Source organism: Actinosynnema sp. ALI-1.44 (assembly GCF_001984155.1).
Taxonomy (GTDB): domain Bacteria; phylum Actinomycetota; class Actinomycetes; order Mycobacteriales; family Pseudonocardiaceae; genus Kibdelosporangium.
This window is the reverse complement of record NZ_MTQO01000054.1, coordinates 477,556-500,806: the sequence shown is the minus strand read 5'-3', so window position 1 is coordinate 500,806 and position 23,251 is coordinate 477,556. Positions and strand designations below refer to the sequence as shown.

General features: G+C 67.4%; 28 protein-coding genes. 8 read left to right on the top strand and 20 right to left on the bottom strand.

Features of this window, described 5'->3' with window-relative positions:
- Positions 1 to 93: 93 nt before the first annotated feature.
- Positions 94 to 705, top strand: coding sequence for a TetR/AcrR family transcriptional regulator (locus tag ALI144C_RS49310; protein ID WP_076994201.1), 612 nt, complete (start codon positions 94 to 96; stop codon positions 703 to 705).
- A 665-nt stretch (positions 706 to 1,370) separates the two neighbouring features.
- Here ALI144C_RS49310 and hisI read toward each other — a convergent pair.
- The 3 genes from hisI to hisF are packed head-to-tail and all read right to left on the bottom strand — an operon-like array spanning position 1,371 to position 2,805.
- Positions 1,371 to 1,712: a phosphoribosyl-AMP cyclohydrolase gene (gene hisI, locus ALI144C_RS49305; RefSeq protein WP_076994200.1), complete on the bottom strand. Its 342-nt coding sequence runs from the start codon at positions 1,710 to 1,712 to the stop codon at positions 1,371 to 1,373.
- The gene (locus ALI144C_RS49300; RefSeq protein WP_076994199.1) at positions 1,709 to 2,056 is read right to left on the bottom strand and encodes a hypothetical protein; all 348 of its coding nucleotides are present in this window, start codon (positions 2,054 to 2,056) and stop codon (positions 1,709 to 1,711) included. Before ALI144C_RS49300 ends, hisI begins: the two co-directional genes overlap by 4 nt.
- Complete coding sequence (gene hisF, locus ALI144C_RS49295) at positions 2,053 to 2,805, bottom strand: imidazole glycerol phosphate synthase subunit HisF (RefSeq protein WP_076994198.1); 753 nt, start codon at positions 2,803 to 2,805, stop codon at positions 2,053 to 2,055. The genes ALI144C_RS49300 and hisF overlap by 4 nt, the downstream gene beginning before the upstream one ends.
- Between hisF and ALI144C_RS49290 the strand changes: the two genes are divergently transcribed.
- Complete coding sequence (locus ALI144C_RS49290) at positions 2,804 to 3,427, top strand: TetR/AcrR family transcriptional regulator (RefSeq protein WP_237774679.1); 624 nt, start codon at positions 2,804 to 2,806, stop codon at positions 3,425 to 3,427. The two genes, hisF and ALI144C_RS49290, sit on opposite strands and share 2 nt — an antisense overlap.
- Here the strand turns inward: ALI144C_RS49290 and ALI144C_RS49285 are convergent.
- The 5 genes from ALI144C_RS49285 to ALI144C_RS49265 form a co-directional block, all read right to left on the bottom strand.
- On the bottom strand, positions 3,394 to 3,786 hold the full coding sequence (locus tag ALI144C_RS49285; RefSeq protein WP_076994197.1) for a PPOX class F420-dependent oxidoreductase: 393 nt from the start codon (positions 3,784 to 3,786) through the stop codon (positions 3,394 to 3,396). The two genes, ALI144C_RS49290 and ALI144C_RS49285, sit on opposite strands and share 34 nt — an antisense overlap.
- A gap of 68 nt (positions 3,787 to 3,854) precedes the next feature.
- Positions 3,855 to 4,397 (bottom strand): MOSC domain-containing protein, encoded by a 543-nt coding sequence (locus ALI144C_RS58180; RefSeq protein ID WP_237774678.1) that lies wholly within the window; start codon positions 4,395 to 4,397, stop codon positions 3,855 to 3,857.
- Positions 4,398 to 4,411: 14 nt separating this feature from the next.
- Positions 4,412 to 5,128, bottom strand: coding sequence for an ABC transporter permease (locus ALI144C_RS49275; protein WP_076994196.1), 717 nt, complete (start codon positions 5,126 to 5,128; stop codon positions 4,412 to 4,414).
- The gene (locus tag ALI144C_RS49270) at positions 5,125 to 5,841 is read right to left on the bottom strand and encodes an ABC transporter ATP-binding protein (RefSeq protein WP_076994195.1); all 717 of its coding nucleotides are present in this window, start codon (positions 5,839 to 5,841) and stop codon (positions 5,125 to 5,127) included. Before ALI144C_RS49270 ends, ALI144C_RS49275 begins: the two co-directional genes overlap by 4 nt.
- A gap of 4 nt (positions 5,842 to 5,845) precedes the next feature.
- Positions 5,846 to 6,970: an MFS transporter gene (locus ALI144C_RS49265; RefSeq protein WP_076994194.1), complete on the bottom strand. Its 1,125-nt coding sequence runs from the start codon at positions 6,968 to 6,970 to the stop codon at positions 5,846 to 5,848.
- Positions 6,971 to 7,032: 62 nt separating this feature from the next.
- On the opposite strand from ALI144C_RS49265, the gene ALI144C_RS49260 reads away from it, so the two are divergent.
- Positions 7,033 to 7,410 (top strand): MerR family transcriptional regulator, encoded by a 378-nt coding sequence (locus tag ALI144C_RS49260; protein WP_076994193.1) that lies wholly within the window; start codon positions 7,033 to 7,035, stop codon positions 7,408 to 7,410.
- A gap of 31 nt (positions 7,411 to 7,441) precedes the next feature.
- On the top strand, positions 7,442 to 8,158 hold the full coding sequence (locus tag ALI144C_RS49255; RefSeq protein ID WP_076994192.1) for a Clp protease N-terminal domain-containing protein: 717 nt from the start codon (positions 7,442 to 7,444) through the stop codon (positions 8,156 to 8,158).
- A gap of 134 nt (positions 8,159 to 8,292) precedes the next feature.
- Here ALI144C_RS49255 and priA read toward each other — a convergent pair whose 3' ends face one another.
- Complete coding sequence (gene priA, locus ALI144C_RS49250) at positions 8,293 to 9,024, bottom strand: bifunctional 1-(5-phosphoribosyl)-5-((5-phosphoribosylamino)methylideneamino)imidazole-4-carboxamide isomerase/phosphoribosylanthranilate isomerase PriA (RefSeq protein WP_076994191.1); 732 nt, start codon at positions 9,022 to 9,024, stop codon at positions 8,293 to 8,295.
- A 177-nt stretch (positions 9,025 to 9,201) separates the two neighbouring features.
- On the opposite strand from priA, the gene ALI144C_RS58175 reads away from it, so the two are divergent.
- Complete coding sequence (locus ALI144C_RS58175; protein WP_330359660.1) at positions 9,202 to 9,561, top strand: protease inhibitor I9 family protein; 360 nt, start codon at positions 9,202 to 9,204, stop codon at positions 9,559 to 9,561.
- Between the two features lie 119 nt (positions 9,562 to 9,680).
- Positions 9,681 to 10,310, top strand: coding sequence for a S8 family serine peptidase (locus ALI144C_RS58170; protein ID WP_237774677.1), 630 nt, complete (start codon positions 9,681 to 9,683; stop codon positions 10,308 to 10,310).
- Here the strand turns inward: ALI144C_RS58170 and hisH are convergent.
- Positions 10,305 to 10,931, bottom strand: coding sequence for an imidazole glycerol phosphate synthase subunit HisH (gene hisH / locus ALI144C_RS49235; protein ID WP_076994188.1), 627 nt, complete (start codon positions 10,929 to 10,931; stop codon positions 10,305 to 10,307). The two genes, ALI144C_RS58170 and hisH, sit on opposite strands and share 6 nt — an antisense overlap.
- Positions 10,932 to 11,014: 83 nt before the next feature.
- On the opposite strand from hisH, the gene ALI144C_RS49230 reads away from it, so the two are divergent.
- Complete coding sequence (locus ALI144C_RS49230) at positions 11,015 to 13,843, top strand: COR domain-containing protein (protein WP_076994187.1); 2,829 nt, start codon at positions 11,015 to 11,017, stop codon at positions 13,841 to 13,843.
- Here the strand turns inward: ALI144C_RS49230 and ALI144C_RS49225 are convergent.
- Complete coding sequence (locus ALI144C_RS49225; protein WP_076994186.1) at positions 13,835 to 14,878, bottom strand: cytochrome P450; 1,044 nt, start codon at positions 14,876 to 14,878, stop codon at positions 13,835 to 13,837. The genes ALI144C_RS49230 and ALI144C_RS49225 overlap by 9 nt on opposite strands.
- Positions 14,879 to 14,988: 110 nt before the next feature.
- Between ALI144C_RS49225 and ALI144C_RS49220 the strand changes: the two genes are divergently transcribed.
- Positions 14,989 to 15,483 carry a MarR family winged helix-turn-helix transcriptional regulator gene (locus ALI144C_RS49220; protein ID WP_083754154.1) on the top strand — a complete coding sequence of 165 codons (495 nt, stop codon included), beginning with the start codon at positions 14,989 to 14,991 and terminating at the stop codon, positions 15,481 to 15,483.
- On the opposite strand, the gene ALI144C_RS56105 is transcribed toward ALI144C_RS49220, so the two are convergent.
- Genes ALI144C_RS56105 through ALI144C_RS49180 form a run of 9 tightly spaced genes read right to left on the bottom strand, consistent with a single transcriptional unit; the run spans position 15,480 to position 23,238 of the window.
- On the bottom strand, positions 15,480 to 15,635 hold the full coding sequence (locus ALI144C_RS56105; protein WP_157233567.1) for a hypothetical protein: 156 nt from the start codon (positions 15,633 to 15,635) through the stop codon (positions 15,480 to 15,482). The two genes, ALI144C_RS49220 and ALI144C_RS56105, sit on opposite strands and share 4 nt — an antisense overlap.
- A complete protein-coding gene (gene hisB / locus ALI144C_RS49215) occupies positions 15,635 to 16,234 on the bottom strand; it encodes an imidazoleglycerol-phosphate dehydratase HisB (protein WP_076994185.1) in 600 nt (199 codons plus the stop codon). Before hisB ends, ALI144C_RS56105 begins: the two co-directional genes overlap by 1 nt.
- Positions 16,231 to 17,319 (bottom strand): histidinol-phosphate transaminase, encoded by a 1,089-nt coding sequence (locus ALI144C_RS49210; protein ID WP_076994184.1) that lies wholly within the window; start codon positions 17,317 to 17,319, stop codon positions 16,231 to 16,233. Before ALI144C_RS49210 ends, hisB begins: the two co-directional genes overlap by 4 nt.
- The gene (gene hisD, locus ALI144C_RS49205) at positions 17,316 to 18,635 is read right to left on the bottom strand and encodes a histidinol dehydrogenase (RefSeq protein ID WP_076994183.1); all 1,320 of its coding nucleotides are present in this window, start codon (positions 18,633 to 18,635) and stop codon (positions 17,316 to 17,318) included. Before hisD ends, ALI144C_RS49210 begins: the two co-directional genes overlap by 4 nt.
- Positions 18,636 to 18,638: 3 nt before the next feature.
- Complete coding sequence (locus ALI144C_RS49200; RefSeq protein WP_083754064.1) at positions 18,639 to 19,550, bottom strand: hypothetical protein; 912 nt, start codon at positions 19,548 to 19,550, stop codon at positions 18,639 to 18,641.
- Positions 19,551 to 19,600: 50 nt separating this feature from the next.
- Complete coding sequence (locus ALI144C_RS49195; RefSeq protein WP_076994182.1) at positions 19,601 to 20,116, bottom strand: SRPBCC family protein; 516 nt, start codon at positions 20,114 to 20,116, stop codon at positions 19,601 to 19,603.
- Positions 20,076 to 20,450: a metalloregulator ArsR/SmtB family transcription factor gene (locus ALI144C_RS49190; protein ID WP_237774676.1), complete on the bottom strand. Its 375-nt coding sequence runs from the start codon at positions 20,448 to 20,450 to the stop codon at positions 20,076 to 20,078. The genes ALI144C_RS49195 and ALI144C_RS49190 overlap by 41 nt, the downstream gene beginning before the upstream one ends.
- Before the next feature lie 21 nt (positions 20,451 to 20,471).
- Positions 20,472 to 21,623, bottom strand: coding sequence for an aminotransferase class V-fold PLP-dependent enzyme (locus ALI144C_RS49185; protein ID WP_076994841.1), 1,152 nt, complete (start codon positions 21,621 to 21,623; stop codon positions 20,472 to 20,474).
- A gap of 10 nt (positions 21,624 to 21,633) precedes the next feature.
- Positions 21,634 to 23,238 carry an ABC transporter substrate-binding protein gene (locus tag ALI144C_RS49180; RefSeq protein ID WP_143231372.1) on the bottom strand — a complete coding sequence of 535 codons (1,605 nt, stop codon included), beginning with the start codon at positions 23,236 to 23,238 and terminating at the stop codon, positions 21,634 to 21,636.
- Between the last annotated feature and the right edge of the window lie 13 nt (positions 23,239 to 23,251).

Sequence of the window (23,251 nt, the reverse complement as noted above, 5' to 3'; positions counted from 1 at the left end):
GGAGCGCGGGACCGCCGACGAAGGGGTTTGGCCCCTGTCTTTATTAATTCACCAAGAGTTGAAAAATTTGTCCGCTCAGATCATGATGGTGACGTGACAACGAGCGCTGAGCAAGAGGGCAAGCGGCGAGGACGGCGGCCCGCCGGCGCCGACACCAAGAACGCGTTGATCGAGGCCGCGCGTGCCGTGTTCATCGAACAGGGCTACGAAGGTGCGACGGTCCGCGCGATAGCCAAGCGGGCCGGCGTCGACCCGGCCATGGTCAACCACTGGTTCGGCGGCAAGGAGGGCCTGTTCGGCCAGTCCGTGCTGCAGCTGCCGATCGACCCGACGATGTTCGCCAACGAGATCTCCGAAGGAGACATCGACACCCTCGGCGAGCGAATCGTCCGCCGGTTCCTGACCATCTGGGACAGTTCCGGCGGCGGCCAGTTCTCGGCACTGGTACGCAGCGTGGCCAGCCACGACATGGCCGTACAAGGTCTGCGAGAGATCTTCCTGAAGCAGATCTTCATGCGCGTGGCAGCCAAGACAGGCGCGGACAACGCGATGTTCCGCGCCACGCTGGTCGCCAGCCAACTGGTCGGAATGGGCATGGTCCGCTACGTCACCAAGTTCGAACCGCTGGCCACCAACGACATCGACACAATGGTCGCCGCGGTCGGCCCGACGATCCAGCGCTACTTCACCGGCGACATCGGCTGACTCCCGCCCCGCTGGGCCAGTCATACATGCCGCGGGGAAGAGCGGTGTAGATATCTACAGTCGAATGGACGCTGCCTGTAGATATCTACAGCCACCCGAATTCGGATGGTCTGTCCCAGACCAACCCAAGCAAGTCTGCGCGCCAGCGCAGAGCAACCACAGCCAGGCGTGCAAGCGCAGCCCAACCCCAATCGGCAAACGCGCAGCACAGCCCCAGTCGGCAAGCACGCAGCACAGAAGCTTGCGGCCCGCCCACAAACCCAGCCCAACCCCAATCGACAAACGCAGCCCAGCTTCAGTCGGCAACGCGCAAGCACAAGGCAGGCAGCCTGCGCGCTAGCGCAGAGTGGTGCTTCGGGGGTGTCTCCTGCCCGTCGGCCTGGGCGAAGCCAACCATGGGCTGTCAAGAGGTCGGCCTACCCGAAGAGCCCCAGCGACAGCCATACCGATCCTCTTGATAGACCGTGGTTCCCTGGGGCAGGTCGACGGGCAGGAGGCGCCCACGCCCTGAAACCCCGGGACAAGAAAAGCATCCGCGAGGACAAACACCCCGCGAAAACCTCCTGCCCAGAGGTCAGCCCCCCGGCGAGGGGAAAGGCGAGGGGAAAGTCTGAAAAGACCCTGAATCCCAAATTCCCGAACAAAGCCACGACCAGGCGAAAAACTCACTCCGCCAGCAGGACATCCGCGTCGAAGCAAGTGCGGTCGCCGGTGTGGCAAGCGGCGCCTTCCTGGTCGACCACCAGCAACACCGTGTCACCGTCGCAGTCGAGCCGGACCTCGTGCACGTGCTGCACGTGCCCGGACGTCTCCCCCTTCACCCACAGCTTCTGGCGGCTGCGTGAGAAGTAGGTCCCCTTGCGCGTGGTCAACGTCAGGTCAAGGGCTTCGTCGTCCATCCACGCGACCATCAGAACCTCGCCTGTCCCGCGCTGCTGGGCGACCGCGCACACCAGGCCGTCGGCGTTGCGCTTCAGGCGGGCGGCGATCTTCGGGTCGAGGCTCATCGGTGCTCCATGTAGTCGCGCGCGGGTTCGGTGTTCACCAGCACGGCCGCGTACAGGTATGCGGCGGTGAGCAGGCCGGACACCGCCCGCACCCACCACGGCGCCCCGTCGGACAACGCGATCAGCAGGTGCGCGAGGGCGAACAGGCTCACCACGACGATCGTGATCACGCGCACGAACCGCAGCCGCATCCACATCCCCACGCACACGGCCACCGCCACTATCCCGGTGCCGATCGGGAAGCGGAGGTTCTGCGTGTCCCAGAGCAGCGCGATCGCCACGAACAGCACCGCGCCCAGGCCGATGATCGCGAGCGGCACCTTCACCTCGGTGGGCACGTTCACCTGACCTCGATCCCGTCGGCGCGCATGGCGTCCTTCACCTCGCCGATCCGCAACTGTCCGAAGTGGAACACGCTGGCCGCGAGCACGGCGTCCGCGCCCGCCCGGACCGCCGGGGCGAAGTGCGTCACGTCGCCCGCGCCGCCGCTGGCGATCAGGGGCACGTCGACGACCGCGCGGACGCGTTCGATCAGCTCGATGTCGAACCCGGCCTTGGTGCCGTCCGCGTCCATCGAGTTGAGCAGGATCTCGCCCACCCCCAGTTCCTGCCCCTTGGCGGCCCACTCGACCGCGTCGATGCCGGTACCGCGTTTGCCCCCGTGTGTCGTCACCTCGAAGCCGTCGCCGGTGCGGCGGGCGTCCACCGAGAGCACGATGCACTGCGCGCCGAACCGCTGCGACGCCTCACGCAGCAACTCGGGCCGCAGGATCCCGGCGGTGTTGATGCTGACCTTGTCGGCCCCCGCGCGCAGCAGGCGGTCGATGTCCTCGACCGCGCGCACGCCGCCGCCGACTGTCAGCGGGATGAAGACCTGCTCGGCCGTGCGGCGGACCACGTCGAAGGTCGTCTCCCGGTCCGACGAGGACGCGGTGACGTCGAGGAAGGTCAGCTCGTCCGCGCCTTCCGCGTCGTAGGCGGCGGCCAGTTCGACCGGGTCACCGGCGTCCACCAGGTCCGTGAAGTTGACACCCTTCACCACCCGCCCGGCGTCCACGTCGAGACAGGGGATCACGCGTACCGCGACAGCCATGGCGGGAAGCCTACGTGGCACGCTGGAGGACGTGGCACGCGCCGGACGCCGACCTGGGCAGAACGAGACCCGCGAGCTGATCCTGGCCGCGGCCAGGGCGCAGTTCGCCGAGCTCGGCTACGACGGCGCCACCATCCGGGGCATCGCCGCGCAGGCCGCCGTGAACCCGGCGCTGATCCACCACTTCTTCGGCACGAAGGAGCAGGTCTTCGTGGCCGCGCTGCGGCTGCCGATCGACCCGGCCACGGTCGTGCCCACCCTGATCGAGGGGCCGCGGTCGCAGTTCGGGGAGCGGATCGTGCGGCTGTTCCTGACCGCGTGGGGCGACCCGGTGACCAGGGAGCCGCTGCTCGCGATGGTCCGCACGGTCACCACGAACGAGCAGGCCGCGCGGATGCTCAAGCAGTTCATCGAACGCCAGGTGCTCGCCAGGGTGTCGGCAGGCCTCGGTGTGCCGAGGCTGCGGCTGGCCGCGGCGGCGTCGCACATGGTCGGCCTCGCGCTGCTGCGCTACGTCGTCCAGGTCGAGCCGCTCGCGGGCGCGGACGTGGAGGAACTCGTCGCCGCGGTCGCGCCGATCATCCAGTCCTACGTCGATGTCCCCGGCGATGTGACGGCGTAGCAGATCGTGCCCTTGGCGCCGCGGAACAGCTTGCTGCTGTAGATCACCAGCCAGCCGCTCGGACCGTACTTGCGGGCCATCACCCGGCGCATCCGGTCCGTCTCGGCCGCGTCGAGCAGCCTGGCGGACCCGGTGATCGGCTCGCTCTTCGGCTTGCCGCGCACGTCGCACTCGGCCAGCTCCACGTTCTGGTCACGGCGCAAGCGCTTCACCTTGGCGGAGTCGGCGCGGGTCCAGAAGATCAGCTCTTCGCCGTCGCGCGCCGACCAGACCGGCGTCGGCACCTTCGTCCCGTCCTTACGGAAGGTCGTGACGAGCACGTACTTGCTGTCGGCCAACCTGGCTAGTTCGGCGTCCACAGTGGCTAGATTAGTGGTTGCGAACGGGAGTTCGTCAGGGGTATTCGGCAGACTCCCGTTCGTGACCACTAGACCGGCCCGAGCGGCCGGTGTGGCTCAGCGGGTAGTTCGACGCGGATCTCGTCGCCCGGGCGGACCACACCGCCGGTGAGCACGACCGACATCACGCCGGTCTTGCGGACGAGATCGCCGTTCTCGTCACGGGTGACCGCGTGCTTGAGCAGGCCCTGCTGGAAGGCGTCGATCTGCACGCACGGGTTGCGCAACCCGGTCACCTCGACGACCGCCTCCGCGCCGAGGTGCAGCCGGGTGCCGGTCGGCAGGCCGAGCAGGTCGATGCCGCGGGTGGTCACGTTCTCGCCGATCTCCCCCGGGCCGACGGTGTACCCGGCCTGCCGGAACTCGTCGAACAACTCCGAGTGGATCAGGTGGACCTGCCGCAGGTTGGGCTGGCTCGGGTCACGCCTGACACGCGACCGGTGCTTGACGGTCACGCCCTGGTGGACGTCGCCTTCGACCCCGAGCCCTTCGAGCAACGTGATGCTGTCCGTGTTGGGCTTGGTGAAGGTGTACTTCTCGCTGCGGCTCACGGCCGTGATCACTGGTGCCACTTTCGCCAGGATACTCAAGGAGTTCGCCTGCGGAGGGTAGCGGCGCCGAGGACCAGCGCCAGCAGCGCGCTGCCGCCGATGACCACGAGATCGCGGGCCAGCGACCCGGTGAAGTCCGCGGACCGGGTGACGTGCGTGAGCGCCTGCACCGCGTAGGACAAGGGCATCACGTCCGACAGCCAGTTCAGCAGACCGGCCATCTCGTCGCGGGGGACGAACACGCCGCACAGCAGGATCTGCGGCATCACGAACACCGGCATGAACTGCATCGCCTGGAACTCGGTGCGCGCGAAGGCGCTGACGAACAGGCCAAGCGCCATACCGAGCAACGCGTCGAGCACCGCGATGACCAGCAGGATCCACAGTGGACCGGTGATGTCCAGGTCGAGCCACCACACCGAGACCAGCGTGGCGACGGCCACCTGGGCGACCGCGACGATCCCGAACGCCATGGCGTACCCGCCGATCAACCCGAGCTTGCTGATCGGCATGGTCATCAGGCGTTCCAGCGTTCCGCTCGTGCGCTCCCGCAGCGTCGTGATCGACGCGATCATGAACATGATGATGAACGGGAACACGCCGAGCAACGCGGGTGCCGCCCGGCTGAACGCCTGCTCGGAGTTGAACACGAAGCGCAACAACACCATCAGCAGTGACGGCAGGAGCAGCAGCATCGCCACGGTCCGTGGGTCGTGCCTGAGCTGGGCCAGGATCCGGCGGGCGGTGCTCATGCGGCTTCCTTGATCAGTTTGAGGAACGCGTGTTCCACGTCGGCGGTCTCGGTTCGCTCCCGCAGCCCCTGGGGTGTGTCGTCGGCGAGAATCCGCCCCTCACGCATCAGCAACAACCGTTGGCAGCGCGCGGCTTCGTCCATCACGTGGCTGGAGACCAGCAACGTCACGCCTCGCGCGGCCAGGCTGTGGAACAGCGCCCACAACTCCTCGCGCAGCACGGGATCCAGGCCGACCGTGGGTTCGTCCAGCACCAGCAGTTCGGGCTTGCCGAGCAGGGCGACCGCCAGGCTCGCCCTGCTGCGTTGGCCGCCGGACAGCTGCCCGACCATGGCGTTGGCGTGGTTGGTGAGCCCGACCTCGTCGATCACGCGACGCACGTCCGTTCGGGCCGCTTTCAGCACGGAAGCGAAGTAGCGCAAGGCTTCCGTGACGGTCAGGTCGGCGTGGACGGCCGGGTTCTGGGTGGCGTACCCGACCCGGTCACGCAATCCGGGGTCGCCCGCGGGCAGGCCGAGGACAGTGACCGCGCCCGACTCGACGACCTGCGCGCCCACGATCGCGCGCATCAGCGTGGACTTGCCGCACCCGCTCGGGCCCAGCAAGCCGGTCACCGAACCGCGGTCGACCCGGAATCGGACCTCACGCAGCACCGGCCTGCCGCCCCGTCGCACGGTCAGGCCGTCGACATCGACAACCACCGAATTAACCATGTGTTTAATTCTGAACCTGCGGGACCTTCGCGTCAACCCTCGATGCCACGACCACCAACACGGGTACGAGCAGGGCGACAGCCACCCACGGGAAGGAAACGGGCCCCAAGGTGTCCAGGAAGACGCCGCCGACCACGCCACCACCGGCCATGGACGCGTTCCACAACGTCACGAGCATCGCCTGCGCGGTGTCGCCGCCGCGCCCGACTGCGGTCTGCAGCAGAGTCGGCACGCCACCCCAGCCCAGTCCCCACAACACCGCTGCCACATAGGGGCTTCCCGTCAACCCGACGGCCGCGATCGCCACGAGGACCGTGCTCGCGACCAACAACAGCCGGAGCCTGCGGTCAATGAACACACCGACGACCCAGATGCCCGCCAGCGACGAGACACCCAGCAACAACAGCACCAGGTCCACGTCCCCACCCGCGTAGTTCAGGAACGGCGCTATGTACGTGTAGAGCACGTTGTGCGCCAGCACGAACGCCACGACGACGAACAAGGTCGCCGCCACGCCGGGAACCGCGAGTGTCCGACGGAACGACACGCGTTCGCCCGCTCCCTGCCCGGGGTGATCGGGAACCATCGTCGCGATCCACAGGATCAGCAGCGCCGCGAGGCCCGAGACGATCGCGAACGTCACCCGCCAGCCGACCAGTCCGCCGAGGAACGTGCCCGCGGGCACGCCGAGCGACAACGCGATCGGGATACCGGCCATCACGATCGCCATCGCCTTGCCCTGTGCGCCCTCCGGCGCCAGACGGCGGGAGTACCCGGGGATGACCGACCACACGATGCCCGCCGCCATCCCCGCCACGAACCGCGCGCCCATGGTCAGCGCGTAGTCGGACGACAGGACGGTGATCGTGTTCGCCACGGCGAACCCGGTGATCGCCGCCAGCAGCAGGGGTTTTCGCCGCCAGTCGGCGGTCATGACGTACAACGGGATCGCCGCCAGGGCGGTCCCGATCGCGTAGACGGTGATCGACTGCCCCATCGCGGACTCGCTCACCGCCAGGTCGCCGCCCATCCCGGTGAGCAGCCCAGCGGGCAGCGCCTCGGTCACGACCGTGATGAAAGCCGCTGTGGCCAGCGCGATCAGCGCGCGTAGCGGCAGTTTCCGTTCCATGACAGCTATGCTGAAACCCTCACATCGATGTGAAGGTCAAACCAGCGTGAGGGGGACCACACATGCGCATCGGGGAACTGGCGGCCCGCACGGACACACCACGCCGGTTGCTGCGCTACTACGAGGAACAAGGCCTGATTGTGGCCAATCGCCTGCCGAACGGCTACCGCGACTACGACGACGCGTACGTCGACCGGGTACTGCAGATCCGCGGCCTGCTCGACGCCGGGCTGCCGACCAGGATCATCAAGCAGATCCTGCCGTGCCTCAACAAGCCGAGGCAGATCCACTTCGACGACGCCTTGCCGGAGACGCTCGCCCTGCTGGCGTCGGAGCGCGACAAGATGACCGCCCGGATCTCGTGCCTGACCCGCAACCGGGACGCGATCTCCGAGTACCTGGAGATCGTCAGCCGGACACCGGCGTCAACTACAGGTTGACGGACCAATGGCGTCAACCTACAGTTGACGCATGACGAATTCCGGAACGCCACGCCTCGGCGAACTCATCGACACGGTCGAACAGCTGCACCCCGACGGCGACCCGCTGAAACGGCTCACCGACGCCGTGCTGATCGCGCAACACCTCGACGAGATCGCCGACCACCTGATCGGCCACTTCGTAGACCGCGCACGGCATTCGGGCGCGTCGTGGACGGACATCGGACAAAGCATGGGCGTGACCAAGCAGGCCGCGCAGAAGCGGTTCACGTCCAACGCGCCGGAACAGCTGGACATCTCCCAGTTCGCCCGGTTCACCGACATGGCGAGAGTCGCGACGGTGGCGGCGCAGAAGGAAGCCGAGCGCCTGAAGCACGCCGAGATCACCCCTGGCCACATCCTGCTCGGGCTGTTCGCCGTGCCGAAAGCCGTTGCGGGCAGGGCGATCGCCGCACTGGGTGGCTCGGCGGAGACCATCGTCGACACCGTGCGCGCCAAACTCGGCCCGGCCGTCGAGAACCCGCCGAGCACCCACACCCCGTTCTCCGGTCAGTCCAAAAAGGTCCTCGAACTGACCGTGCGGGAAGCGTTGCGGCTCGGGCACAACTACGTCGGGACCGAACACCTCCTGCTCGGCCTGGTGGCGTTGAACGACAGCACCGTCGTCGAGACCTTGGACGAGGCGGGCGTGCCCGTCGACCGGATCGAAGCCGCGATCCTCAGCGAGCTGCCGCCGCAGACGGGGTGACACGGCGCCGGAAAGCGGCACCGGAGCCGGTCACCCGTGGCATCAAGACAACCGCATTCGATCGCACGGACCTGCGACATAGCCAGATGGTCATCACGGATCCGTTTGTGACCATCGACCTCGGCTGAGCGCGTTCAGCGAGTGGCGGCCAGCGCCTCGGGCAGGGTGAAAGCACCGGCGTACAACGCTTTCCCGATGATCGCGCCTTCGACGCCGTCCTGCTCCAGCCGCGAGATGGCCAGCAGGTCATCCACAGTGGACACGCCTCCGGACGCGACGATCGGCGCGTCCGTCCGTGCGCAGATCTCCGCGAGCAGGTCCAGGTTCGGGCCCTGCAGCGTGCCGTCCTTGCTGACGTCGGTGACCACGTACCGGCAGCAGCCGTCCCTGTCCAGCCGGTCGAGCACGTCCCACAGGTCGCCGCCGTCCCGCGTCCAGCCCCGTGCGGCCAGCCGGTGCCCCGCCTCGGTGATTCGCACGTCCAGGCCGACCGCGATCTTGTCGCCGTACTCCGCGATCGCCCTGGCGCACCACTCCGGGTCCTCCAGTGCCGCGGTCCCCAGGTTCACCCGTCGGCAGCCCGTCGACAGCGCGGCTTTCAGCGATTCGTCGTCCCTGATGCCACCGCCGAGTTCGACCTGGATGTCCAGCTCACCGACCACGCGGGCGATCAGGTCGCGGTTGGAGCCACGGCCGAACGCGGCGTCGAGGTCGACCAGGTGGATCCATTCCGCACCGTCGCGCTGCCAGGCCAGAGCGGCGTCCAGCGGGTCTCCGTAACCGGTCTCGGTACCGGCCTCGCCCTGCACAAGGCGAACAGCTTTGCCGTCGGCCACGTCGACAGCGGGGAGCAGCGTCAGAGTCACGACACGAACTCTACTTGGCCACTTCGGACTCCTCGCCCGCCCCCGATTCTCGGCCTTCGCGCCCAACCGGGAAATCGTTACGGCCTTTTCGCGTGTCAATTTTTACCGCTTCCAGCACCATGATCGAATGACCACCATCGGGAGACGCATACGTACACCTCCAACGAATGAGAGTGGATGCTCATGCGTCTATCCATATCTTTTGGTCCAGCCAGAGCATTGACAGTCGCAGCAGCCTGCACTGCTGCGGCTGTCGCCTTCACAGCACCGGTGGCATCGGCCGAAACAGCCACCGTGCAGTCGGTTTCCGACTCGATTCCGGACAGCTACATCGTAGTGCTGAAGAACAACCAGGTCAGCACCGCCGACGCGCCCGCCGCGAGGTACGGCGGCACGGTCACGTCCACGTGGCACAGCGCGCTCAACGGATTCGCCACACGGATGAACGCGGCGCAGGCGGCAAGGCTCGCCGCCGACCCGAGCGTTTCCTACGTCCAGAAAAATGCCCCGTGTCACAATTCAGGACTCGCAGCTTAATTCGCTTTCATGGGGCATCGACCGCGTCGACCAACGACAGGTCGCCAGGGACAACAGGTACGTTTTCGAAAAGACGGCTTCAAACGTCCGCGCCTACATCATCGACAGCGGTCGCGAACATGAGCCTGGGTGGCGGCGCCAACACAGCCATCGACCAGGCCGTGCGCAACTCGATCGCCTCCGGCGTGACGTACGCGATCGCCTCGGCCAACGCCAACCAGGACGCGTGCACCTGGTCGCCCGCCCGCGTCGCGGAGGCGATCACGGTGAACGCGACCGATGCCAACGACCGCCGGGCCACATTCTCCAACTGGGGCTCCTGCACCGACATCTTCGCACCGGGCGTGGGCATCGTGTCGTCGCACCACACCTCCGACACCGCCAGCACCACGATGCAGGGCACCTCGATGGCCAGCCCGCACGTGGCCGGGGCGGCGGCGCTGTGGCTGGCCGAACACCCTTACGACACACCAGGTCTCGTTGGCGCCGCCCTCGCGGCCAACGCGACGCTGGGCACCGTCGGCGACCCGGCCGGTTCGCCGAACGAAATCGTGAACACGCGACTGCCCAGCGGCGTCGTCGATCACGACGCGGACTACAACCGCGACGACCTCGCGTTGACCGGCGCGAACCACTGGGCGTCGATCCCGGTGGCCTTCTCCGTCGGCGACGGCACCTTCGGCGTCACCAACTCGGTCGTGCCGCACTTCCCGATCTGGGCAGCCACACCGGGAGCAGAGGTCCTATAGGGACTTGAGCCAGTTCCGCAGTAGGTGCGCTCCGGCGTCGCCGGACTTCTCCGGGTGGAACTGAGTCGCCGACAGGGCGCCGTTCTCCACGGCTGCGACGAAGTCGCAGCCGTGGTTCGCCCAGGTGACCAGCGGCGCCGCGAGCGTGCCGGACGGTTCGAGCTCCCACTTGCGCACCCCGTAGGAGTGGACAAAGTAGAACCTCGTGTCCGCGTCGAGCCCGTCGAACAACTGCGTGCCACCGGGAACGCGAACCTTGTTCCACCCCATGTGCGGGACGACATCAGCCTCGAGCCGCTCGACGGTGCCGGGCCACTCGTCGCAGCCCTCGGTCTCCTCGCCGTGCTCGATGCCCCGCTCGAACAAGATCTGCATGCCGACGCAGATGCCGAGGACAGGACGACCGCCTGCCAGCCTCGTGCCGATGAGACGGTGGCCCTCAACGGACTTCAAACCCCGCATACAAGCGGCGAACGCCCCGACACCGGGGACGACGAGCCCGTCCGCGTTGAGCGCCGCATGGTGGTCAGCGGTGACCTCGACCTCGGCGCCGACGCGCTGAAGTGCACGTTCGACGGAGCGAAGGTTCCCCGACCCGTAGTCCAATACGACAACTCGCACAGAGGAAGAGTACCCGTTGCTCCGAACAGGTCAGAATGGGCAAACCGGCTAACACCGGATGCCCCGCCTGAGACGCTGGTTACATGTCGGACGAGGCCCTGCGCCGCATCGAAGAAGCCCGCCGAACCGGCGCCCGCGAACTCAACCTCGGCGGACTGGGCCTACGGACCTTGCCTCCAGAACTTGCCGCGCTCACCGACCTCGCCGAACTCGACCTGTCCGGGAACAAGCTCACCGAACTGCCTGCCTGGTTCTCCACTCTGAAACACCTCTCCACACTCGGGCTGGGGAACAATTCCCTGGGCGAAGTTCCCAAGGTGATTTTGAACCTCGAAGGCCTTGAGATCCTCAACATCAGCGCCTGCGACGTGGTGGCGCTGCCCACCTGGCTGGCGGAATCCACGACCCTTCGAGTCCTCAACGCCGTTTACAACGGTCTGGTCGAGATTCCCGAGTGGATCGGCCACCTCACCGATCTCGTCTTCCTCCACATCTCCGGAAACAGGCTGCACACGCTGCCTGGCAGCATCTCGAATCTGACCAAGCTGAGGGGCATCACACTCGACAACAATCGGCTCACCGCAGTTCCTGAAAGTATCTGGCACGTGCGTGGCCTGCGGCACTTGAGTATATCCAGAAACTACATGACCACCCTGCCTGAAGATATCGCCAACCTGCCCGAGCTCACCAGCTTGATTCTGCGAGGCAACCGCATTCGGTCATTGCCCGACGCCATTGCCGACCTTCCGGAGCTCACCCAACTCGGGCTGGAAGGTAACCCACTCGTCAGCCCGCCACCCGAGGTCGCGACTGGCGGATCCCAGTCCGTCATCACGTTCCTGAAGGCCCGACGCGACGGTGTCGTCCCGCTGTGGATGTCCAAGTTGCTCATCGTCGGCGAAGGCGGCGTCGGCAAGACATCCCTGCTCAAGGCCCTGACCGACGCCGAGTACAACCCCGATGAAGCCTCCACCCACGGCATCAACATCGAACACCTCACCCTGCCGCACCCGAAGCGGCGCAAGGTCGACATGCGCCTCAACGTGTGGGACTTCGGCGGGCAGGAGATCTACCACGCCACCCACCAGTTCTTCCTCACCAATCGCTCCCTCTTCCTCCTGGTCTGGAATTCACGGCACGGCTGGGAACAGGGCCGTCTGCGCTACTGGCTCGACATCATCTCCGCCCGCGCGCCCGAATCGCCGATCATGCTCGTCGTCACGCACGCCGAGGATCGACCGGTCGATTTCCCGATCGAGGACCTGAAACGCGAATACCCCCGAATCATCATCAGCACAGCCGTGGACAACCGGACCCGGCAAGGAATCGACCGGCTGCACGAGATCATCGCCATGGAAGCCGCCAATCTGCCGTTGATGGGCGCGGAATGGCCGACCACCTGGTTCCGGGCCGCCGAAGCGCTGTGGGGCTCCAAGGAGAACCGGATCACGCCGGACGAGATGTGGCAGCGGATGTCCGACGCCGGTGTCACCGACCCCGTCCAGCAGCGGTACATCGCGAAAGCACTGCACGAACTCGGCGACATCCTTTACTACAGCGAGGATCCCGAGCTCTGCGACACCGTCATCCTTCAGCCCGAATGGGTCAACGGCTACATCAGCAAGGTTCTCGACAGCGATGAGGTCGAGGCCGAGCACGGCCTGCTCACCCGCAAACACCTCAGGGAGCTCTGGCACGGGATCGACCGCGGAACCAGTGACCATTTCCTTGGCATGATGGACAAATACGACCTCTCCTACCGGGTCGACGGGCGGCCGGACGACGTGAGTCTCGTCGTGGAGCGCCTTTCCTGGAATCCTCCGCCCTATCAGGACACCTGGAACAGCATGGCGGGCCAGCAGGAGATCAGGGTCCTCTACCGGCTCAACACCATGCCTCCCGGTATCCCGACGTGGTTCATCGCGCGCTCGCACCGGTTCAGCATCAGCACCCACTGGCGTACCGGCGCTCTTCTGAAACACGGCGATCAGCACGCATTGGTACGCGCCGACGCGCATCGCAAAACCGTTGAGCTGACAGTCAGGGGACCGTCGCCCGCGGCCTTCTTCTCCATCCTGGACGACGGTCTCAACAGGACACTGGAACGGTTCCCCGGCTTGGAGATCCGCCGGGAGGTGCCGTGCCGCTGCGACCCCGAGTGCACCGAGCTGTTCAACTACGACAACCTCAGCAAGCGGCTCGCCAAGCCGAAGTACACCATCGAGTGCCACCGGTCCGGCGAGGACGTCGACATCCGCGGTCTTCTGCTCGGCCTGGCTCCTTCCAACCGGGACGTCGCCGCGATGAGTCTCGAACAGATCGACCAACGGCTCATCCGTCTCGAACACAACACCGAGTACAACCAGCGGATGTTGTTGCGACTGTGGACCGTCGCCCAGACACAGCAGGAAACACGCTGTCCGAGTGTGTTCGCGCTCGTTCAGACCAAGGGCAAGCGGCGCTTCGAGCTACGGCTGTACTGCGAGGAACCCGGTGCCTGGCACCGGCTTCCCGAGCCCGAGGGATGTTACCCGATCAAGCAGCCCTACAAGTGGGTACGGAAGTTCGGCCCGCACATGGAGAAGATCCTCACTGTGCTCAAACACACCGCGCCGCTTGCCGGTCCGGTGCTCGGCATCACCGTCGACCAGCTCAGCCAGCAGCTCAAGGCCGACTGCGACCTGATGAAGGAACTCGTCAACCGCGCACCCGACTCGCTGCGGACCGACGTCCACGAAGGCGACGCCACCCCGGCCATCCGGGCCGAGCACGACGCGGACTTCCGCGCTCTCGAGGCGATGCTGCTCGAACTGGACAAGAAGCGGCACTGGGGCGGCCTTTCCCGCACCACCACACCCGAGGGCCTGACCCTGTACCTCTGTGCCGACCACCGCAAGGCCTACCTACCGTAGAACCACAGGGAGCTCCTTCAACCGAGTTCCGACACCACCCACCACGAGCTGGACGAGTTCCTCGTACGGCACCGCCAGACGGGCCGACGGGAAGTCACGCGCCAGAACCGTGTGCACGGCGTGGAGTTCCGCTTGTGCCAACTGGGCACCGACGCAGTAGTGCGGTCCCGCGCCGAACGTCAGGCCGAGACCGGCGATGTCCACCAGGACCGGCGCTCGCGGCGGCAGCCGCACCCCGGCGAGCTCGACCTCCTCCGCGGTGAACCGCCACAGGCTGAAGGGCGCGGGCGGGTTCTCCCGCAGCGCCGTCGCGACCGGGTCCGGGTCGGTGGTGCCGAGGATTCCGGCGATCACGAAGCCCAGTGCCGCTTCCGTGGTGATCTGGCTGGCCAGGATCAAGCCGAACAGGTGGTAGCGCACCTCGTCCTCCGGCGTACCGGCCAGGCGTTCGCGCAGTTCCGCTGCCAGGCCACCCGCCTGGCCCTTGCCTGCGATCTCCATCAGAGCTGCGATCGCCGCGCCCTGATCGGTGTACATCTGCGTGCAGGCCGCCATGGCCCCGTCCACGTTCTCCGACGGGATGGCCATCATGTCCAGCAGGACTGCCAACGGGAAGCGGACCGTGAAGTCCGCCATCAGGTCGACGACACCTGTCTGCGCGGCCAGCAGATCGTGGGCGATCTCCTCGATCCTGGCCTGCTGCGCGCGGATTCGCTTACCTGTCAACAGGGGCGCTTGCGCTCGGCGCAGGGTCGCGTGGTCCGGCCCGTCCAGTGTGGTCAGTGACGGGTGCTCGGCCGCCGTGGGTTCGAGGCCCGCTGTCAGCGGGTCCCAGTCGAGCGGGGCCATCGCCGGGTCTTTCACGATCCGGGGATCGGCCAGCACCCGCTTGGCCAGTTCCCCGTCGGTCACGATCCACACCTGACCACCCGCGGGCGCGTCCAGCGCGACCACCGGGCCCGCAGCCCGCAGCGCGGCGGGCACCGGGTTCGGCTCGGTTATCGCGCGTTCGGTTGGCGCGAAGGGATCAATCATCGCTCACTACCTTCCCCAGAAAGTAACTTCATCATGAAGCTATCACCTGGACAAGGTAGGTTGTCAACGCAGGACTTGGTTGGTGGTGGAGGTAGGGCAGCCAAGTGGCGATGACACGCGCCGAAAACCCAGACCCCCTGCGCCGGCACTCGGCGCAAGGCGGGGTCAACGAGCATGCCCTGAGGATCCTCGACGGGCTGCGGGCATTCGGGGCCGACTACACCGACATCACCAACAAGTTCGCCGCCTGGCTCGGCCTGCACTCGACGGACGCGGCCGCGCTCGTGGAGATCCTCTACGCCGAAGACCACGGCGCGGCACTGTCCCCCACGCAGCTGAGTACGCGGCTCTCCTTGACCACTGGCGCGACGACGAACCTGCTCAACCGTCTCGAACGGCTCGGTCACATCGTGCGCACGCGTGAGCACGCCGACCGGCGCAAGGTGACCATTCGCAGCAGCCCGCAGATCGAGGAACCCGCGCGGGAGTTCTTCCAGCCGTTCAGCGCGCGGCTGGACGAACTGGTCAGCCGGTACTCACCGGCCGAACTGGAGCGGTTCGAGGACTTCCTCGACGGCCTGCGGTCGATCCTGCGTTCGCTTTAGAGCATCCAGGCGACCGCGCCGCCGACGGCGAGCACAGCGAGCGCGCCGAGCAGCACGGCGAAGACCTTCGCCGTCTTCCAGGCCGCGTAGACACCGCCGAGCAGGAACCCGGCCAGGATCATCAAGCCGATGATCGGCACTTCCTTGGGCACTACAGCACACCCTTCGTCGACGGGACCCCGCTCACCCTAGGGTCTGGCTCGACGGCGGCGCGCAGGGCCCTCGCCACGGCCTTGAACTGGGCCTCGGTGATGTGGTGCGGGTCCCGGCCGTGGATGACGCGGACGTGCAGCGCGATCTGGGCGTGGAACGCCAGCGAGTCGAACACGTGCCGGTTGAGCACGAAGGGGTAGTTGTTGCCGATGGTGAAGGTGTTGAACTGCTCGGGCTCGCCGACGTGCACACAGAAGGGACGGCCGGAGACGTCCACCGCGGCGTGCGCCAGCGTCTCGTCCATCGGGATCCACGCGTCGCCGAACCGGCGGATGCCCGCCTTGTCGCCGAGTGCCTCCCTGATCGCCTGGCCGAGCACGATCGCCACGTCTTCGACCGTGTGGTGCGCGTCGATCTCCACGTCCCCGGTCGCGCGGGCGACCAGGTCGAACGAGCCGTGCGCCCCGAACGCCGTCAGCATGTGGTCGTAGAAGGGCACGCCGGTGCCGATGTCGAGCTTGCCCGAGCCGTCCAGGTCGATCTCGACGCGCACGGACGACTCATTCGTGGTCCGCTCGACCTTGCCGATCCGGTTCATGAGGCGATGATCTCCTTACTGGCGGCCAGGAACGCGTCGTTCTCGTCCGGCGTTCCGATGGTGACACGCAGGTGCCCGGTGATGCCGACGTCCCTGACCAGCACGCCGCGGTCCAGGTAGGACTGCCACGCACCGGAGCCGAACGGTCCGAAGAGGACGAAGTTGGCATCGCTGTGCACCGGCGCGAACCCCATCCCGGCAAGGGCTTCGACAACCCGGTCGCGTTCGGCGGCGAGCTTGGCCACCGACGCCAGGGTGGCGTCGGCGTGCCGCAGCGCGGCCCGCGCGGCGGCCTGGGTGAGCAGCGAGAGGTGGTACGGCAGCCGGACGAGCTGCAACGCGTCGACCACGGCGGGCGCGGCGATCATGTAGCCCAGCCGCCCACCGGCGAACGCGAACGCCTTGCTCATCGTCCGGCAGACGATCGTCTTGTGGCCGAAGTCGTCCAGCAGCGACACCGCGCTGGGCTGGGCCGAGAACTCCGCGTAGGCCTCGTCGACCACGACGATCCCCGGTGCGGCCTCGATCAGCACCCGCAGGTCCGCCAGGGGGACCGCCTGCCCGGTCGGGTTGTTCGGGCTGGTCACGAACGTGACGTCGGGCCGCTTGTCCCGCACGATCTCGGCCGCCTGCGCCACATCCAGGGAGAAGTCGGAGCGGCGGGGCGCCGGGACCCATTCGGTCCTGGTGCCCGCGGAGATGATCGGGTGCATGGAGTACGACGGCTCGAACCCGACCGCGGCCCGTCCCGGACCGCCGAACGCCTGCAGGATCTGTTGCAGGATCTCGTTGGAACCGTTGGCGGCCCACAGGTTCGCGGACGTGACCGGGTAGCCCGTGCTCGTGGCGATGTACGCGGCCAGGTCCTCGCGCAGCGCCACCGCGTCCCGGTCCGGGTAGCGGTGCAGGTGGTGCGCGACCTCTTCCACCGCCGCGGTCACGTCCGCCACCAGCTCCGGCGGCGGCGGGTACGGGTTCTCGTTGGTGTTCAACCGGACCGGCACGTCGAGCTGCGGCGCGCCGTACGGTGTGCGGCCGCGCAGGTCCTCGCGCAGCGGCAGGTCTTCCAGCCTGACGTCCTTCATGGCTTCTCGAATCGGGCGGCGACGGCCTGGCCGTGCGCGGGGAGGTCTTCGGCGTTGGCGAGCGCGATCACCTTGTCGGCGACGTCGCGCAGCGCGTCCTCGGAGTAGTCCACGACGTGGATGCCTCGCAGGAACGTCTGCACTGACAAGCCGGAAGAATGTCGCGCACAGCCACCCGTCGGCAGCACGTGGTTCGAGCCCGCGCAGTAGTCCCCCAGCGACACAGGCGAATACGCGCCGATGAAGACCGCTCCGGCACTGCGCACGCGCGCGGCGACGGCGCGGGAGTCGGCCGTCTGGATCTCCAGGTGCTCGGCCGCGTACGAGTCGACGACCGTCAGCCCGGTGTCCACATCGGATACCAGTACGCAGCCGGACTGCTTTCCGGACAACGCCGTGGTCACGCGTTCGTCGTGCTTGGTCGCAGCGACCTGGCGGCGCAGTTCGGCGTCCACCTTGTCCGCCAGGTCCTCGGACGTGGTCACCAGGACGCTGGCGGCCAGCGTGTCGTGCTCGGCCTGGCTGATCAGGTCCGCCGCCACGTGGACCGCGTCGGCGGTGTCGTCGGCCAGGATCGCGATCTCGGTCGGCCCGGCCTCGGAGTCGATGCCGATCAGGCCGCGGAGCAACCGCTTGGCCGCGGTCAGGTAGATGTTGCCCGGACCGGTCACCATGTCCACCGGCGCCAGTTCGGCACCATCGGTGTCCGTGCCGCCGTAGGCGAGCAACGCCACTGCCTGCGCGCCGCCGACCGCCCAGACCTCTTCCACGTCCAGCAGCGCGCAGGCCGCGAGCACGGTGGGGTGCGGCAGGCCGCCGAAGTTCTTCTGCGGCGGCGAACAGACCACAAGGGACTCGACGCCCGCGGTCTGCGCGGGTACGACGTTCATCACCACACTGGACGGATAGACCGCCAGGCCACCGGGCGCGTACAAACCCACGCGCCGCACGGGCACCCAACGCTCAGTGACCGTCCCGCCTGGGACGACCTGCGTCGTGGTGTCCGTGCGGCGCTGGTCGGCGTGCACCACGCGGGCGCGCTTGATCGTTTCCAGCAACGCCTCGCGGACGGCCGGGTCCAGCTCACGCTCGGCCTTGGCCAGTTCGGACGCGGGCACGCGCACAGACGCCGGCCGGACGCCGTCGAACTGCTCGGTGAACTCCAGCACAGCGTCGACACCGCGATGATGGACCGCATCGACCAACGGACGGACGCGGTCGAGCACCACGTCCACGTCCGTCTCAGCCCTGGGGAGGGCAGCTCGCAGTTCGGCGGGCGACGGCACACGGCCACGCAGATCGATGCGGCTGAGCATGACTCAAGGGTAAAGGTCGGCTCGTCGGGGACCGAACCTGGCGTGCATGAGGTCCACCCCCAGCCCACCGGTCAGCAGCCGTTCCTTGGCGTTGCCGAGCAACTGCTGTGTCCACGTGGTGAAACCGCCGTCGGCCAGCGACACGTCACCGGCCTTCACCTCGAAGCACGCGTCGGCGTAGTAGCCGCGGCCCTGCTGCCGCTCGTCGTCGAAACCGACCTTGACCTGCGGGAACTCGTCGCCGAGCGGGCCGATGACCCGCTCGGCGACGGCGTCGCGACGGCTCTCGTCGAGGACGGTGACCAGCACCTGGACATCCGCCAGGTGCTCGGTCAGCGCCACCATGGCGCCCAGTTGTGCCCGCAGACTGTCGGTTTCGAACCGGAACGAACCCTCGTCACGGCCTGCGACGGTCAGCGCGAGCAGCCGGAAATGTGACGACCATCCCTCGGGGAACGGCTGCGCGCGGACCAGCCGGTGTGACGCGCACAGCCGCACCGGCTCCCGTCCCGACCTGCGGACGGCGGATTCCAAAGCCAACGCGTTGGTCGAGTCCGCCGTCACCTCGGTCCCGCGCGCGGTGGCGATGACGCGGTTCTGGTCCATCCCGGTCAGCACGCTCACTGTGCCGAGCGGGCTGACCGGCGACAGCTCGACCGGCGTGTATCCCCTCTCCCGCAGGGTTCTGAACGCGAACAGGTCGTAGTCGGCGTGTACACCGGGGTCCACTGTGGCCACGCCGGTGAACCGGTCGCGCTTGTACTGCGCCAGAACTTGCGCCGGGGTGAGTTTCGCGGCCTGCTGCCTGGTGACGTCGAGCAACAGGGACCTCAGGTCGGCAGGCGCCAGGTCGGCGAGCAGACCAGCCAGACCTGGTACGCCGGTTGTCCGTTCGATCCGATCGATGAGCGTCACCGCATCGACAGTGCCAGACAACCCCGCCTGCTCGCGCGTTGTTTTTGTCGTTACTTCCCGTCGACGGCGGCCGCGACCAGGTCGTCGTAGTACTTCTGCTGCGACGGGTAGTAGTCGGTGAACTCCGGGAACGGGGCGCCCTCGCGTGAGGCGATCAGCATGTCCAAGTAGTACTCCCAGCCCGGTCCCGTGCTGCCCACGAGGTCGGTGCGTTCGACGTGCTGGATCAGGTTGAGCTCGGTGACCCCGGCGGCGTGTGACAGTCGGGCTTCCATGTGCCACGAGCCGTGCTCGTCCGGTTCCGTCGAGATGGCCAGCCTGGTCGGGGCTTCGCAGGCGTCGATGTGGATGTCCATCCACGGCTGGCCTTCTTCGTGCAGCATCTGGACTTTGGCCGTGCTGCCGGTTCCGCCCGGTCCTTCCCACGGGCCGAACCAGCGGCTGGTTCGCGGCGATTCCGTGATACTGGCCCACACGTCGTCGATGGGTGCCCGCAGTGTTCTCGTCAGCACCAGGTCGTAGCCCTTATCCGTCGGAACCAGTTTTCCGGTCGGGATTGGTTTCACGGTCCGCTCTCCGTTCGCGTCGGGTTCGGTAGACCTCGGTTTCCAGCGCGTCAAGGCGGTGCTCCCACTCGGCCGCGGGCGCGGTCAGCTCGGCCAACCATGCCTTCAGCTCGTCGAGGGCGGCTGGCTCGAGCGCGTACACCCGTTGCCTACCAACGGTTTCGTCACGCACCAGGCCGCTTTCTCGCAGCACGCGCAGGTGACGGCTGATCGCGGGGCGAGTGATCGCGAAGCTGTCCGCGATCACCCCGGCCGGAAGCGGCCCGGTGCGCAACATCTCCAGGATCTGCCTGCGCACCGGGTCCGCTATCGCACCAGCGACGAGGTCAACCACAGGGAAAGCGTAACCGATGAGTTACGCGTCCGTCAACGCCGTGGCGAACGAGGAGATCTGCTCCGGCGACACGAAGTAGTGCGGCGACGCCCTGACCACCGCGTCGATCCCCCGGCGGGTCATGTCGTACCGAGTGGACGACGAGTACGAGCACGACACCGCGATTCCCTTGTCCCACAACCGATCTCGAACCTCCTCGACGGACCGGCCAGCCTGGGTGAAGCTCACGATCCCGCTCTTGTCCTTGCCGAGGTCGTGCACGGTCACGCCGGGGATCTCGGCCAGCAGCGACCTGGCCAGGGAAGCGTTCTCCGCCACGGCCGAGGCGATCTCGGAAATCCCCAGGCGCAGGGCGTATTTGGCGGCCGCGATCAAGCCCAGCCGCTCCGCCACCCCGTACTCCCACAACTCGAACGCCCGCGCTCCCGGGGCGACGGTGAAGCCGCCGGACCGCTCCCACACGGCCGCCTTGCCGTCGATCAGGCGTGGCCGCAGCCCGGACTGGTCACGGACCACGAGCACACCTGTGCCGCGCGGGCCGCGCAGCCACTTGCGACCGGTCCCGGAGACGACGTCCACCCCCAGCGCGGCCGTGTCGACGGGCAACTGCCCGATCGACTGGCACGCGTCCAGCAGAACCAGTGCGCCCACCGAGTGCGCGGCCTCCACCACGGGCTCCACCGGGTTCACCAGGCCGCCGTTGGTCGGCACGTGCACCAGCGACACGAGCCGGACACGGGAATCCAGCATCCCCCGCAACGCGTCCACGTCCACCAGGCCCGACGGGTCCGACGGGATCGGCTCGGGCTTGATCCCCAGGTTCAGCAGGCCCAGCGCGTTGCTGTGGTATTCGACCTCGGTGACCAGGACCCGGTCTCCTGGCGAGAGGGCCATCGCGTCGACAGCCGCCAGCCATGACCGTGTCGCGCTGTCGGTGAACGCCACCTCGTGCGGCTCGCAGCCGAGGAACTCCGCGAGCACGGAGTAGCCTTCTTCCAGGTCGTCCGCGCGTTCAGCGGCTGCTCGGTAGCCGCCCACTTCGGCCTCACGCCGTAAGTGCGCCTGGACCTCGTCGAGCACTTGCCTTGGCGGCAGCGACGAGCCAGCGTTGTCGAGGAAGATCAGGTCATGGCAGCCAGGGGTGTCCGCGCGCACCGAGTCTAGGTCGATCACATACTGCAAGCTACCTTGGCTGCCAGCGCGACAGGTTCCACCAAGCGCCCCACGTCGGGTCCTGGCTGTCGGCGTCGACCACGGCCTGGTAACCGGTCCAGTTGCGGCGCAGGACGTACGTGTGCTCAAGGCCGACGAGCACGATCATGCTCGGCGCCTCGATGTACGTGCGCTGGAGCTTGCGGTACTCGGCGACGCGCTGGGCCGGGTCGGCCATGACCCGTGCGGCGTTCAGCGACGCGGTGATCCTTTCGTCGCCGGAGCGCATCAACGGGTACAGGGCCAGGTCGGGGTCGAACGGGTCACCCGTGCCGATCACCGCCGCGTCTCCAGCCGACGGGGCGCCCACGCGTGTCTGGACCTTCACACCCACCGCGTCCGCGTCGGCGGCGAACGCCGTCGCGAGGTCACGGGCAACCGTGTCACCTGCGGGGTAACTGAGCACGAACTGTGCCGCAACACCGTTCTTGGTGCGAATGCCGTTCGAACCGGTGACCCAACCACCCGAGTCAAGCAACGACTTGGCCGTCGGCACGTCATGGGAGAACTTCGCCGTCGGCTCATGGAACTCCGCCAACACAGGCGACAGTGGCGTGAACGCTTCGGTGCCGTGTCCCGCAAGCGGACCGTCGATCATCGAGCGACGGTTCACCGCGTAGTTCAGCGCCAGCCGGATGTGTGCGTCGGCTGTCACGGCGTTACCCACCGGCATCTGGACCGCGCGCACGGCGGCGCTGCGCTGACGCAGGACAGCGAACACATCGGACTGCTCGAACGATTTCGCCTGCGCGGGCGGTAACGCGGCACTGTCCAGCTTGCCGTCCCTGATCCGCTTCACCCTGGCGTCGTCGTCGGGCACGAACTCGACCGTCACCTTGGAGACCGTGGGCGCGCCGCCGAAGTAGGAGGTGTTGGCGCGCAACGTCAAGCTGGTGCCGCGTTGCCAGTTCTCCACCTGGTAGGGCCCTGTGCCGACGGTTTTCAAGCCGGTCGCCGAGCCCGGCTCCGCCAGCGTCTCACTGGGCACGATCCCCAGTACGAGCAAGTCGAGGAACGGTGCGTACGGCTGGGAGAGGTCGAACCGCACGGTGCTGCCGACCGGCACCTTCCGCGGCGGCGGCGCGGCACGGCTGGACGACGACGGCGGCACGGTTGTCGTGGTCGTCGCGGGCGGCGGTGTGACGTCCGTGATCGCGGTGATCATGCTGTAGCGGTCACGCAATGGCGAGTCGTACGCCGGATCCAGTAACGCCCGGTATGTGGCGACAACGTCTTTGCCGTCGAACGCGCTGCCGTCGTGAAACCGCACGTCACTACGGAGTTTCACGGTCCACGACTTGCCGTCGGGCGACGGCGTCGGCATCTCGGCGGCCAACGCCGTGCGCAGGCCCGCGTCCGCCTGGTGCTCCAGCAGGCCGTCGTACACCTGCGCCGCGCCGTTCTGGCCGTACCCGGCCAACGGGTGCACGTTGGCCGGTTCGGACGGCACCGCGAGCACAAGCGCGGTGCTGTCCGTGCTGCCGGAGGCGGTCGGCGTCGGCGCTGCCGTGCAACCGACCAGCCCGAGGACGGTACAGAGCGCGCCAGAGCTCAGCAGGATTCGACGACGGGGCACACTGCGCACCCTA

Excerpts from the sequence above, each read along its gene's own strand:
- hisI (WP_076994200.1), bottom strand. The coding sequence starts at position 1,712 with ATGAGCCTCGACCCGAAGATCGCCGCCCGCCTGAAGCGCAACGCCGAC.
- ALI144C_RS49290 (WP_237774679.1), top strand. The coding sequence starts at position 2,804 with ATGGCGGGAAGCCTACGTGGCACGCTGGAGGACGTGGCACGCGCCGGA.
- hisF (WP_076994198.1), bottom strand. The coding sequence starts at position 2,805 with ATGGCTGTCGCGGTACGCGTGATCCCCTGTCTCGACGTGGACGCCGGG.
- ALI144C_RS49275 (WP_076994196.1), bottom strand. The coding sequence starts at position 5,128 with ATGAGCACCGCCCGCCGGATCCTGGCCCAGCTCAGGCACGACCCACGG.
- ALI144C_RS49270 (WP_076994195.1), bottom strand. The coding sequence starts at position 5,841 with ATGGTTAATTCGGTGGTTGTCGATGTCGACGGCCTGACCGTGCGACGG.
- ALI144C_RS49265 (WP_076994194.1), bottom strand. The coding sequence starts at position 6,970 with ATGGAACGGAAACTGCCGCTACGCGCGCTGATCGCGCTGGCCACAGCG.
- ALI144C_RS49260 (WP_076994193.1), top strand. The coding sequence starts at position 7,033 with ATGCGCATCGGGGAACTGGCGGCCCGCACGGACACACCACGCCGGTTG.
- ALI144C_RS49255 (WP_076994192.1), top strand. The coding sequence starts at position 7,442 with ATGACGAATTCCGGAACGCCACGCCTCGGCGAACTCATCGACACGGTC.
- ALI144C_RS58175 (WP_330359660.1), top strand. The coding sequence starts at position 9,202 with ATGCTCATGCGTCTATCCATATCTTTTGGTCCAGCCAGAGCATTGACA.
- ALI144C_RS58170 (WP_237774677.1), top strand. The coding sequence starts at position 9,681 with ATGAGCCTGGGTGGCGGCGCCAACACAGCCATCGACCAGGCCGTGCGC.
- ALI144C_RS49230 (WP_076994187.1), top strand. The coding sequence starts at position 11,015 with ATGTCGGACGAGGCCCTGCGCCGCATCGAAGAAGCCCGCCGAACCGGC.
- ALI144C_RS49225 (WP_076994186.1), bottom strand. The coding sequence starts at position 14,878 with ATGATTGATCCCTTCGCGCCAACCGAACGCGCGATAACCGAGCCGAAC.
- ALI144C_RS49220 (WP_083754154.1), top strand. The coding sequence starts at position 14,989 with ATGACACGCGCCGAAAACCCAGACCCCCTGCGCCGGCACTCGGCGCAA.
- hisB (WP_076994185.1), bottom strand. The coding sequence starts at position 16,234 with ATGAACCGGATCGGCAAGGTCGAGCGGACCACGAATGAGTCGTCCGTG.
- ALI144C_RS49210 (WP_076994184.1), bottom strand. The coding sequence starts at position 17,319 with ATGAAGGACGTCAGGCTGGAAGACCTGCCGCTGCGCGAGGACCTGCGC.
- hisD (WP_076994183.1), bottom strand. The coding sequence starts at position 18,635 with ATGCTCAGCCGCATCGATCTGCGTGGCCGTGTGCCGTCGCCCGCCGAA.